The 11899-nt window shown below is 66.9% G+C and carries 11 protein-coding genes and 1 tRNA gene; 3 read left to right on the forward strand and 9 right to left on the reverse strand.

The features are described from left to right. The 3 genes from ABIR74_RS11695 to ABIR74_RS11705 all read right to left on the reverse strand — a co-directional run. Window positions 1–1778 (reverse strand): xanthine dehydrogenase family protein molybdopterin-binding subunit (locus tag ABIR74_RS11695; RefSeq protein ID WP_348178294.1); only part of this gene is annotated, 1778 nt, incomplete at its 3' end. Next, a complete protein-coding gene (locus ABIR74_RS11700; RefSeq protein WP_348178296.1) occupies window positions 1775–2263 on the reverse strand; it encodes a (2Fe-2S)-binding protein in 489 nt (162 codons plus the stop codon). The genes ABIR74_RS11695 and ABIR74_RS11700, both read right to left, overlap by 4 nt. 2 nt (window positions 2264–2265) lie before the next feature. Beyond that, window positions 2266–3120, reverse strand: coding sequence for a xanthine dehydrogenase family protein subunit M (locus tag ABIR74_RS11705; protein WP_348178298.1), 855 nt, complete (start codon window positions 3118–3120; stop codon window positions 2266–2268). 66 nt (window positions 3121–3186) lie between these two features. Here ABIR74_RS11705 and ABIR74_RS11710 point away from each other — a divergent pair, with 66 nt between their 5' ends. Together ABIR74_RS11710 and ABIR74_RS11715 are read left to right on the forward strand one after the other, a co-directional pair. Continuing rightward, the gene (locus ABIR74_RS11710) at window positions 3187–4824 is read left to right on the forward strand and encodes an NAD(P)/FAD-dependent oxidoreductase (protein ID WP_348178300.1); all 1638 of its coding nucleotides are present in this window, start codon (window positions 3187–3189) and stop codon (window positions 4822–4824) included. Continuing rightward, window positions 4821–5636, forward strand: coding sequence for a sugar phosphate isomerase/epimerase (locus ABIR74_RS11715; RefSeq protein WP_348178302.1), 816 nt, complete (start codon window positions 4821–4823; stop codon window positions 5634–5636). The genes ABIR74_RS11710 and ABIR74_RS11715 overlap by 4 nt, the downstream gene beginning before the upstream one ends. Before the next feature lie 161 nt (window positions 5637–5797). Here the strand turns inward: ABIR74_RS11715 and ABIR74_RS11720 are convergent, their stop codons facing one another. The 3 genes from ABIR74_RS11720 to ABIR74_RS11730 all read right to left on the reverse strand — a co-directional run bounded on the left by ABIR74_RS11720 (window position 5798) and on the right by ABIR74_RS11730 (window position 7119). Beyond that, window positions 5798–6889, reverse strand: a complete 1092-nt coding sequence (locus tag ABIR74_RS11720) for a peptidoglycan-binding protein (RefSeq protein WP_348178304.1) — start codon at window positions 6887–6889, stop codon at window positions 5798–5800. A 52-nt stretch (window positions 6890–6941) separates the two neighbouring features. Further along, window positions 6942–7070, reverse strand: coding sequence for a hypothetical protein (locus tag ABIR74_RS11725; protein ID WP_348178306.1), 129 nt, complete (start codon window positions 7068–7070; stop codon window positions 6942–6944). Continuing rightward, a tRNA-Asn gene (locus ABIR74_RS11730) sits at window positions 7047–7119 on the reverse strand. Before ABIR74_RS11730 ends, ABIR74_RS11725 begins: the two co-directional genes overlap by 24 nt. Before the next feature lie 66 nt (window positions 7120–7185). Between ABIR74_RS11730 and ABIR74_RS11735 the strand changes: the two genes are divergently transcribed. After that, a complete protein-coding gene (locus ABIR74_RS11735) occupies window positions 7186–8211 on the forward strand; it encodes a YihY/virulence factor BrkB family protein (RefSeq protein ID WP_348178307.1) in 1026 nt (341 codons plus the stop codon). A 27-nt stretch (window positions 8212–8238) separates the two neighbouring features. Here ABIR74_RS11735 and dnaG read toward each other — a convergent pair whose 3' ends face one another. The 3 genes from dnaG to ABIR74_RS11750 all read right to left on the reverse strand — a co-directional run bounded on the left by dnaG (window position 8239) and on the right by ABIR74_RS11750 (window position 11708). After that, complete coding sequence (dnaG, locus tag ABIR74_RS11740; RefSeq protein WP_348178309.1) at window positions 8239–9894, reverse strand: DNA primase; 1656 nt, start codon at window positions 9892–9894, stop codon at window positions 8239–8241. Further along, window positions 9894–10865: a deoxyguanosinetriphosphate triphosphohydrolase gene (locus ABIR74_RS11745; protein ID WP_348178311.1), complete on the reverse strand. Its 972-nt coding sequence runs from the start codon at window positions 10863–10865 to the stop codon at window positions 9894–9896. Before ABIR74_RS11745 ends, dnaG begins: the two co-directional genes overlap by 1 nt. Window positions 10866–10943: 78 nt before the next feature. After that, on the reverse strand, window positions 10944–11708 hold the full coding sequence (locus ABIR74_RS11750; protein WP_348178313.1) for an SDR family NAD(P)-dependent oxidoreductase: 765 nt from the start codon (window positions 11706–11708) through the stop codon (window positions 10944–10946). Between the last annotated feature and the right edge of the window lie 191 nt (window positions 11709–11899).

Here is an 11899-nt window from a genome sequence, read left to right on the forward strand (position 1 = left end):
TCGATCGCCTCCTCCGGGCACTGGAAGACCATCGAAGCGAGCTTCACCATCTGACCCGCGAGCATGTCAGCGGCACCCTTGACCGCGCTGAGCCCGGTGACGGCGAACTGGCTCGCGTAGGTGCCGGAGAAGCCGGCGTGCGAGTTCCAGTAGCTGTCGTGGCCCGCACGCACGTTCACGATGTCGACGTCGCAGTGGAGGATGTCGGCGACGACCTGCGCGGCCGTCGTCTCGTGTCCCTGCCCCTGCGGTGTGGTGCCGAGCGTGACGACGACCTCGCCGAAGATATCGAGCTTGACCGTGGCGACCTCGTTGTTGCCCGAGAACTGAAGCTCCGGGTTGATCAGCTGCGACTGCCCGAAGTTGTTCGTTCCCGAGTCGAGAGTCGAGCCGATCCCGAGCCCGAGGAGCTTGCCGCGGGAGGCCGCCTCTGCCCGTCGCGTCTCGATGTCGGAGGCACCGATCAGCTCGAGCGCCATGTCCATCGCTCGCGGGTAGTCGCCGGAGTCGTAGACGCAACCGTTCGGCGTCTCGTAGGGCATGTCCTCGGGCTGCACGAAGTTGAGCCGTCGGATCTCCACAGGATCGAAGCCGAGCGTCTGCGCGACGATGTCGATCACGCGCTCGGTAAACCAGAGCTGCTGCATGCGCGAGTAGCCGCGATTCGGCGACACGGGTGCCTTGTTCGTCATCGCCTGGGTGAACTCGAGCCGGATGTTGCGCCACTTGTACATCCCGGCCGCAACCTGCGACCAGATCACACCACCGAGTGGCTCGTAGCGGAGATACGCGCCCGCATCGTCGATCGCCTGCGTCCTGAAACCGAGAAGCGTACCGTCCGCCTTGACGGCCACCTCGGTGTTCTCGAACCAGCGCTCGTTGCCGTGCGACATCGACTGGTGGAACTCCGTACGCCACTCGGTCCACTGGATTGCGCGCTTGAGCTTCCGCGCGAGCAGGCAGCAGACGACGAGCTGCGGATGCGACGTGATCTTGTTGCCGAAGCCCCCGCCGATGTCCTGTGTGACGATACGCAGCTTGTCGAGACCGACCCGCATCGAAGGGCCCATCATGATCGCGGCAAACCCGGGGAACTGGTTGTTCGTGTACATCGTCCACTGCCCGGTACCGCGGTTGTACTCGACGAGGGCACCGTCGCACTCGAGCGGCGTGGAGTTGAACCGGTCGAAGTGCAGCTGTCCGATCGAGACGATGTGATCTGCCTCGGCGAAGGCACCGTCGACGTCGCCCCACTCCCAGACACCCGAGTACGAGAGGTTCCCTCCGCATTCCTCGTGCAGCACCGGCGCACCCTCGGCGAGAGCAGCGCGAGCGTCCACGAGCACGTCGAGAGGCTCGTACTCGACCATGACGTACTCGGCAGCTGTGCGGGCAAGCTCGCGGGTCTCGGCAACGACCGCGACGACCGGCTCGCCGAGGTAGCGCACCTTGCCGACCGCGAGAGCGTAGTCCTTCACGTGCCCCCCTGGCGGGGCCGCGATCTGGAAGAACGGGTCCGTGAGGATCGCGACCTCGTCCCCTGTCAGCGTGCCGTAGACACCGGGCATCTCGAGCGCGGCCGAGACGTCGATCGACTCGATCGTGGCGTGCGCGTACGGCGAGCGGACGAAGTGCAGGTAGCCCATGTCCTTGCGCTTGACGTCGTCGAAGAAAACGCCCTGGCCCTGAACCAGTCGGCCGTCTTCCTTTCGGGGAACGCTCTGCCCTACGGCGGAGCCCTTCTGGAGGGTGCCCGCCTCGGTCTCGATTGCCGTCATCGTGTTCCCTCCTCGCCTACGGCTACGACCGCCTCGATGATGTTCCAGTACCCGGTGCACCGGCAGATGTTGCCCTGGAGCGCGACCTTGACTTCGTGCTCGCTCGGTCGGGGGTTCTTCTCGAGCAACGCCGTGGCGCTGATCAGCATTCCGGGCGTGCAGTAGCCGCACTGCAGTGCGTGGTGCTCGTGGAACGACTGCTGTAGCGGCGTCAGTTCGCCCTCGTCACTCGCGAGGCCTTCGACCGTGGTGATCGAGGCGCCGTCTGCCTGGACGGCGAGCATGCAACAACTCTTGATCGCCTCCCCACCGAGCTGAACGGTGCACGCACCACAGCTCCCGGTGTCGCAGCCGACGTGAGTCCCCGTCAGATCGAGGTCGTCTCGAAGGAAGTGCACGAGCAGGAGTGACGCGGGCACGACACGCTCGTAGCTCGTTCCGTTGATCTCGACGGAGATCGTTCTGGTCGTTGAGGTTGTGGGCACGGCTATCCCTTCGCTCTCTCGGCGGCTTGTAACACGGCGCGGATGGCAGAGATCTCAGCGAGGTGGCCGCGATACTCGGCGCTCGCGTGAACGTCGGACGGCGGATCGAGGCTCGCTGCGAGCCCCGCGGCAGCAGCCCGGACCGACGGCTCGGAGAGGTCGCTGCCTTCCAGTCGCTCCTCCATCGCAGTCGCTCGGACGGGAACGGACGAGACGCACCCGAGCGCAACCCGTACGCCTTCGGGCGAGACCGTGGCAACAGCGCTTGCGATATACGTGCCGTGCGCCCCGAGCGTAATTCCGGCCATCGCGTCGCCGGTCCCCGGCTTGCGGGTCGGCACGGAGATCTTTGTCAGGAGCTCGCCCTCGGAGACGGCCGTCACGTAAACGCCGAGGAAGAACTCCTCGGCCGAGACGGTGCGCTCGCCAGAGGCGCTCCGGATCGTGAATGTCGCTCCGAGTGCTGCGAGGAGCGGCGGATAGTGGTTGGTGGGGTCGTTGACGCAAACGTTGCCGCCAACGGTGCCGCGATTGCGAATCTGGACGTCGGCGATCGTTGCTGCGACCTCCGCGAGGATCGGACGTGCCACCTCGACCTCGGAGGACGAGATCACCATCGTGTTGGTGACCATGGCACCGATCTCGAGCGCGGTCTGATCGGCGGAGAACGAGAGCGTGCGGAGCTCGTCGAGATCCGCGAGATCGACGAGCACATCGGGGGAGGCGGCCCGGGCTTTCATCACGTTGACGAGCGTCTGGCCCCCTGCGAGGGCACGTGCCCCATCGTGCTCGGAGAGGAGAGCGATTGCCTCCTCGATGGTGGCCGGACGCGCGTACTCGACTTCTCGTAGAAGCATGCCCCTATTGGTCGCACACAGACCACTGACATGTCAAGAAAGAGGTGATTCTGTAGCATCGCCCCGGTGGCCTCCTTCGATGCAATTTTCGTCGGCTCGGGGATCAACTCGCTGGTCGGCGCGGCGCTCCTCGCCCGCGAAGGCTGGAGCGTGTGCGTGCTCGAGCGCAACGAGGTCGCCGGCGGCTGCATCAGGACATCGCACGATCTGACCCTCCCCGGGTTCACGCACGAGGTGCTCGCATCGTGGCATCCGCTCTTCACGGGCTCTGCCGCATACGCGGAGCTGAAGGACGAGCTGGACCGCCGCGGCGTCAGGTACATCAACACCGACCTGCCGACCGGAACCGCGTTCCCCGACGGCTCGGCGGCGTTCATCACCGGCTCGCTCGAAGGCAACGTGGCGGAGTTCGGCCGCCACGTGCCGGCTGACGGTGCTGCCTGGGAAAGCCAGTTCAACGCGTTCATGGGCAATGCCGACCTGGCCTTTGGGCTCCTCTCGACCGAACTCTGGTCGGCGGCAGGCCTCTCACTCGGGCGCAAGGCGCTGCGCCGCCTCGGTCGGCGTGGACTGCTCGAGTTCTCCGGGAACACGCTCGTCAGCTGCCGTGATTGGGTCACGAGCACCTTCGAGTCCGAGACCGCTCACGGCGTCCTTGCACCGTGGGTCCTCCACACGGGCCTCGGTCCCGACCAGGCGACCTCGGGGTTCATGACGCAGGTGATCGGTGCCGCACTCCAGCTCGGTGGCATGCCTGTGCCCGAGGGCGGTGGCGTGCGCCTCGTCGACGCGCTTGCGGGGATGGTCACCGACGCGGGCGGTGAGGTCCGGCTCGAGGTCGATGTCACGCGGATCCTCGTCGCGAACGGGCGTGCGACTGGCGTTCGCCTCGGTGACGGCGAGGTCGTGGCGGCGACGCGCGCCGTTGTGGCGAACGTCACTCCCACGCAGCTCTACGGCTCGTTACTCGGCGCCACAGACGTTCCGCCCACTGTCACCGCCGCTGCCGCGCGTTATCGGTACGGCCGCGCGGAGATGCAGATTCACATCGCGCTCGACGAGCCTCCGCAGTGGGCCGGACCGGAGCGCGAACGGCTTGCTCGCTGCCCCATCGTGCATGTGACACCCGGGCTCGACGGCGTCTCTCGCGGCGTCAACGAGGCCGAACGTGGGCTGCTGCCTGCCGAAGGTACGATCGCCTGCGGCCAGCCTGTCGCCCTCGATCCATCGCGAGCGCCTGCCGGGAAGTCGATCCTCTGGCTGCAGCTCCAGGAGCTACCTGCCGGGAGGGTAAAGGGCGATGCAGCGGGCGAACTCGATGTCGGGGATGGGACGTGGACGGAGGAGCTGCGCGAGTCGTACGCAGATCGCGTCGTCTCCCGGCTCGGCGCGTCGATCACGAACCTCGACGCCGCCACGCTCGAGCGCGTTGTGCTCTCCCCCGCCGACATCGAGGGGCTCAACATGAACCTCGTCGCCGGTGACATCTACGGCGGGTCGTGCGCGCTCGATCAGAACCTCCTCTGGCGACCCCTCGCCGAGGCGCCCGGCCACGAGACGGCGGTCGTCGGCCTCTGGCACATCGGCGCGAGCACCCATCCCGGCCCGGGTCTCGGCGCCGGCTCGGGGTACCTCGTGGCGAAGGCGCTGACGAAGCCGCCGATCACACAGCGGCTTCTCTCGAGAGTTCCGGGACGCTCGTGATTCTCTCTCTCTCCGAGATCTCGACGGTCGGTGCAACGTTCGAGGAGGACGTAAAGGCGTACTCGGCCGCGGGCTTCGATGCGATCGGCCTCTGGGAGTTCAAGCTTCCAGAGGACGACGACGCGAACATCGCGCTTCTCCGCGAATACGGTCTCGGCGTCGCCGTCTGCGTGCCGGCGGTGCCGTCGATCCTGCAGCTGGCGATCCCCGGGATGGAAGGCCCCGCTGACCCCGGCGACCGAATCGCGGCTCTCTGCGCCTCCGTATCACGCCTTGCGGCCTACGACCCGGAGTGCATCGCGTGTCTCACCGGACCGCTCGGGGGCCGGTCGATCGAGGAAGGCTTCGAGGTCGTCACAGGCGGACTTGCCCTCGTCGCCGAGGCGGCGCACTCCGCGGCCGTTCGTGTCGGGTTCGAGCCGATCCACGTGAGCCAGCGGGAATCGGCCGGCTTCGTGCATACGCTGGCCGACACCGACCTGCTGCTCGCCACCGTCGGGTCCCACGAGATCGGAGTTCTCATCGACACCTACCACGTGTGGGACGATCCGATGGTGCTGTCGTGGATCGCCGCCAACCCCGACCGGATCGCCGGCGTCCACGTCTGCGACTGGCCGTCACGGGATCGCACCGACCGCGTTCTTCCGGGTGACGGCATCTCGCAGACCGGAGTGATCATCGCCGCGCTCGCGGCCGCGGGCTGGGAAGGCGCCCTTGACGTCGAGATCTTCTCGACGCCGGAGCTCTTCTGGGGTCTTCCGGTCGACGAGGCCGCACGTGCCGCGTACGCAGCGATCTCCGCGCTCGCGTAGTCGGCTTGGGAGTTCTCGCGCGCGGTGCACGTCGCAGGAGCTGAACCCCGCACGGGTGTTCCTCAGGACGGAATCCGTGGTCTCATCGCCCTGAAGCGGGCCCACCCGTGCGCCACCGTTGCAGACGCTGGCGTCACAGCGTGGCCGGGCGCCAGCGCCGACTACACGGTGCCGTAGAGCCTCATGATGATCGCGACGTATCGTTTCGTATCATCGAACAGACCGCGATCACGCACCGCTTGCGCGCCCTGGTAGTACCCGGCGAGCGCAAGCCGCGTGTTCCCGTTGAACTGATCGAGCAGCCAGCGGAGGTACCGAACGCCCACCTGCACGTTGCCGTCATACGTTCTCGGCGTGGTCGTGCCGAGCATGACCTGCTCGACCCACGTCCATGTTCCGGGCAGAAGCTGCATGACGCCCAGGGCACCGACGCTCGAAACGACGTCCTGGCGGAAGCCGGACTCCATCCACGCGGTTGCGCGGGCGAGTTTCGGGTCTACGCCGTAGACGGCTGACCAGTGGTTGAGTGACGCCCGCACCGCATCACGGGTTGCCACAGGAGGAGCCGTTGGGGTAGTCGCTGTCGGTGACGACGTCTTCGTGTCGGTAGGCAGGACGAGCGTCTGACCGGGGACGATGACCGCGGTCAGCTCGAGCCGGTTCTGCGTGGCAAGCAGGAGTGGGCTGATCCCAAGCCGAGCGGCTATCGAGTAGAAGCCATCACCCGGCTTGACCGTGTAGGTCGACACCTGTACGGGTGGAGAGAACGACCCAATGCGCCCGCCTGCGAGAGCCCGGTATGTCCGCTTGCCGGCGATGGCGTCCGCCGGGAGCGAGTGCGCGGCCTGGAAGCGCGCAAGCGCCTTCGCAGTGGCTGCGGTGAACCGACCGTCGACTGCCTTCGGCTCGAGGCCGAAAGGGATCAGCCTGAACTCGAGCGACGAGACGTCCCAGCCGACCGCGCCGACGCCGAGCTCGCGCTGCCCGAGAAGGGGCGCGCCAAGATGCCCGAATGCGACGCGGGTCTTCCGATCCAGGCGCCCACTCGCGGGAACACCGACGCGCCCCTGAAAGCGAGCCAGGCCCGTCTGCGTCAGAGGCCCTTCGACGCCGTCGATCGCCGCCGGGTAGTGACCGTTGGCGGCCAAGGCAACCTGGAGCGCGGCGACGCTCGCGCTCGTCGCAGCCGCGGCCGGGCCTGCGAAGGCGAAGGCCAGCGGAACAATGAGAGCACACGTGATCAGGCGGCGCATACCTGTTTTGTCGGCACCGACGGCTGCCAGCTGAACTCGTCTTACGCAACCTTTACAGCACGTCGCGCGTCGCACGTCGCGCGCCGAAACCGAGCCGATTCGGCCCGCGCATCGCTGTTCGGAGGCCCTTCCCGAGCACGATCAGCGCGACGATCAGCTCCCCGGGTTGGACTCGAACCAACAACCCTTCGGTTAACAGCCGAATGCTCTGCCAATTGAGCTACCGGGGAATGGAGCGGCCGGAAGTGTACCCAGCGCAGCGCGTGCTGTCCCGGGAGGGCACCTAGACTTGGCTGATGGACAACGCGACCACAGCGCGCAACCCGACGCCGTGGCCGCTTCGGCTACTGCGGTGGCCGCTCGATCTTCTCCGGACGCTCGTCCGCGTGATCCCGCAAGCGATCGACGGGTACTTCACCGATCGCTGCGGCCAGCATGCCGCCGGCATCGCCTACCGCGTGCTCTTCTCGCTCGTCCCCCTCTCGATCATCCTCGTTGCGATCTTCGGCATCGTCCTCCGCAACGACAGCCTCAAGGACCAGGTGATCGAGGAGATCGTCGCCGCGTTTCCGCTCTCCGAGAGCGGTAGCGCGGACGTGGCGCGACAGATCGAGAAACTCGCGTCTCCGGCGACGGCACTCGGCCTCGTCAGCCTGCTCGTCTTCACATGGGCGGCGACCGGGATGATGGCGGCGCTCCGTGCCGGTCTCGAGGTCGCGATGCATCTGAAGCGCGGGCGACCCGCGGTTCGCGGCAAGCTCGTCGATCTGATTCTCATCGTGGGCGCAGCCGCACTCATGCTCGTCGTCGTCTTCCTGAATCTCGCCCAGGCCGTCGTGTTCGGGTGGATCCAGCAGCCGCTCGACTCGCTCGGGCTCGACGGTGGCCTCCTCGAACAGGGCATCCGCTCGGGGGCTCCCCTACTCGTGACAACCGCTGTCGTTCTGCTCCTCTACCGCTTCGTCCCGGCTCGAAGCCTACGCATCGGCGACGCGCTCGCAGGAGCGATCGTCACCGCCCTGCTGCTGCTAGCGATCTCGCTCGTCTCGGGGATGATCTTCGAGCGGGTCAAGGGGCTCAGCATCAGTGTCGTCTACGCGTCGTTGACATCGGCCCTCGTGTTTCTCTACTCGGTGTACCTCGCTGCGTCGGCGCTATTGCTCGGGGCGGAGGTTGCGGCGGCCTGGTCGCACCCGGGCGAGCCGACCAACGAATCACGCTCGCAACAGATCCGCCGTGTCGCGCTCGGACTGTTCGTCGACCAGGACCCACCCGCACGCCCCGAGCCGAGGCCCCGCGTGCCGACCGACCCTACGCCGTAGGCGCGGGACCTGTCCCGCCCGCAAGCCCTACGAGATCTCGGTCAGCGCCTGCCGCACCTTCGCGACGTGCGCCTGCAGCTCGGTCGCCCGTGCCAGGTCGGTCTCTCCCTGGAGATCGCGTCGAAGCTTCTTCTCCCGGAGACGAAGCAGCATTTCCGTTCCGGTCTGTTTCGTGATCCCCTCGGTCGACGCCGTCGCGTCGAGTTCGGCGAGGAGCGGGACGAGATCGGGATCCGGCGGTAGGCGGGCGATCAGCGACGACCGCATCCTTCGATGCTCTCCGAGCTCGAAGTGCTCCTCGGAGAGACCCGCCAGCGCGTCCACGAGTTCGGGATGTGCGACGACCGCAGCAAGAGCCTCACGCTCGAGCCGCACGCCCGCGTCGAGGAGCTTCTTCGGCTGGCTCGACGGCGCACCGCTCGAGCTCCCACGCGCCGGAGCGATTCCGGAGAGTGTCTCGCGGGGGAGGTCGAGCCGGTCTGCGACGAGCCGCAGCGCCTCCTGCCGCTCGGGAGAGTCCTCCGCCTTCGCGAGGATCTCTCGCGCACGCACGAATCCTTCCTGGCGGTCCGAGGCGCGGTCGAGCTCGAGTCGCACGCGATAGTGCAGGTAGCTCTCCGCCTGGCCGAGCCGCAGCTCGAATCCGTCGGGAGCGTCGGCCGGATCCTGTCCGGATGGAAGCGTCACCACCCTGATCTCGAACCCCTGCTCGTAGGCTCGCTCCATTCCGCGCAGCGTCGCCTCCTCGCCGGCCGCGTCCGAGTCGAAGCAGAGATAGAGACGCTTGGTCAATCGCGAGAGCTCCTTCAGATGCTGTTCTGTCAGCGCGGTCCCCATGGAGGCGACGACCGGCTCGAATCCCGCCTGCCGCAGAGCGATCACGTCCGTATTGCCCTCTACGACCACCGCCCTGTCCTGTTTCGCGATCGCGGGACGCGCGAGATGGAGCCCGTAGAGAACGTGGCTCTTCTTGAAGAGATCGCTCTCTGGCGAGTTGACGTACTTGCCCTGCAACGGATCGTCATCGAGCAGCTTGCGCGCCTGAAACGCGATAATCCGACCGCGAGCGTCCGCGAGCGGGAACATGAGTCGCCGGGGGAAGTAGTCCCGGCCACGCTGGTTCGTGAGACCCGCCGCACGAAGCTCATCGGCCGTGAAACCCTTCTCACGAGCCTTGCCGGCGAGGCCGTCTCCCGGCGAGAGACCAAGGCGAAACTCCTTCGAGGCTGCCTCGCCAAGTCCCCTGCTCGCGAGGTAGGCACGCACGGGCTCGCCGTCGGCACCTTCCCACAGATGTCGCTCGAAGAACGCGGCGGCCTGGTCGAGCACGGCGTAGAGGCGCTCACGTTTCCGCCGCGCGTCATCGGCTGCCGGCGAACTCTCCTCGTATTCGAGCGTGACCCGGAAGCGCTCGGCGAGCCATTCGATCGCGCCCACGAAGTCGAGGCCCTCGGTTTCTCGAACGAAGGTGACGACGTCCCCACCTTTACCGCACCCGAAGCAGTGGTACAGATTCAGGTCGGAGTTCACGGAGAAGCTCGCCGATCGCTCCTCGTGGAACGGGCAGCGGCCCATGTAGCGCATGCCCGACGCCTTGCGCAAGGACGTGCGAAGGCCCACGACGTCCACAATATTGGCTGCCGCGATGACATCGCGCACGCTCTGATCCTTGATCCGGGCCACTAGCTCCCTCTCACGTACGAGAGCGCAAACCGATCGGTCATTCCCGAAATGTAGTCGGTGATCCGCTCGGGAGTATCACCGTCACCAGGGGGCAGAAGTTCGGGGTCGTCCACGAGCTGGACGAAGATCGCCTGCACGACGTTGCGCGCCCGTTCGTGCTCCGGTCCGACCTGCGGGCCGAGGTAGACGTGCTCGAACATGAACGCGCGTAGCGACAGCATCGCCTCACCGATCTCTGGACTCTGCTCGATCGTGCCGGCCTGTTCGGAGGCGTCGACGACGTCGTGGACAAGGCGGTCGATCCGATCCGTCCCGGTCGCTCCGAGAAGCTCGATCTCGTCGCGTGGGAGATCGCTCTCCCGGAGGATCCCGTAACGGATCGCATCGTCGATGTCGTGGTTGATGTAGGCAACACGATCGATGAGGCGAACGATTTTGCCCTCGAGCGTCTCCGGCTCCTGGTCGCCGGTATGCGTGAGGATCCCATCGCAGACCTCATGCGTGAGGTTCAGTCGGCGCGCTATCCGCGACGATTGCTCGTTGTGCCGGAAGCGCCTGCCGAACTCCGCGCTCAGCGCAGCGTCGAGGGCCTGCTCACCCGCGTGACCGAACGGCGTATGCCCGGTGTCGTGCCCGAGGCCGATTGCCTCGACGAGATCCTCGTTGAGGCGCAACGCCCGTGCGACGACGCGCGAGATGGCCGTCGTCTCGAGCGTATGGGTCATACGGGTGCGGTAGTGGTCACCCTGGGGGTCGATGAAGACCTGCGTCTTCCCCTTCAGGCGCCGGAACGGCTTCGAGTGGACGAGGCGGTCACGGTCGCGCTGGAACGGCGTCCGGAGGCTACAGGGCTCCTCCGCCTTCTCTCGCCCGCGGGTCTCGAACGACCGCACCGCAAACGGCGAGAACATCCGCTCGCGCACGCGCGTGAGCTCTTCGAAGCTCGACGTGGATGGGTCAGATGTCTCCACCTGTAGCAGCGTAGTCGTCCTCGGGTTCGGGGGCGTCTTACGGTATCCCGATTTCCCATGCTTGCCCGGCCGGCATGCTCAGAAGGAGCGCGACTGCCCACCGTCGACCGCCACGCAGGCTCCGACGACCCAGGACGCGCGAGGCGAAACAAGGAAGGTCATGACGTCGGCGACCTCGTCAACGGTCCCGAGGCGTCCCCAGGGGAGCTCACGCTCGATGAACTCTGCCATCCCCTCCGGGTCCTCTCGAAGGCGGCGCTCCCAGCTCCCTCCCGGGAACAGCGTCGAGCCGGGCGCGATGCTGAAAACCCGAATCCCGTCCGCGGCCAGGTCGCTCGCCATCGCCTTGGCGAGGCTGATCTCCGCCGCTTTCGCAACGTTGTAGCTCGGCCCACCACCGCCCTCGCGGCCCCAGATCGAGGCGACCATCCCGATCACGCCGCCTCCCCGCTCGCGCAAGGCTGGCATCGCAGCGCGGGAGACGTTCAACGCCGGGAACAGGTTCTGGCCAAGCACTGTCCGGAGGTCGGTCTCATCCATGGCGTCGAATGACCGGGCGCCGGAGCCGCCGACGCTGTTGACGACGATGTCCAGCCCCCCGAAGTGCTCGATTGCAGCAGCGACGACAGCGGCGGCCCCTGCTTGCGTCGTTACGTCGGCGACGACGCCGACGCCGCGCCCGTTCTCCGGCAGGGCCGCTACAGCTGCGTCGAGACCGTCGGCCCCACGCGCGCAGAGAACAACGTCAGCGCCTTCCTCGACGAGTCGGGAGGCGATTCCACGTCCGATCCCCCGACTCGATCCGGTGACGAGCGCAATCTTTCCTGCGAGCCCGAGGTCCACCGTGCGATCCTACGTGCCGGGCATCCCGCCGCCGCCGTGGAGGCCCCCTGCCCGGATCTCATCTCACACGACGAACGCGTTGCCAGGCTCGAGGCCGAGCTCACGCACGATCGTCCCGGCGACGGCGGAGAGAATGCGTGCCGGCGACCGAGGACGACGCATCCGCGTCGCCCCTACGACAATCGCGCGAC

It is taken from the genome of Gaiella sp., from assembly GCF_039915195.1.
GTDB lineage: Bacteria > Actinomycetota > Thermoleophilia > Gaiellales > Gaiellaceae > Gaiella.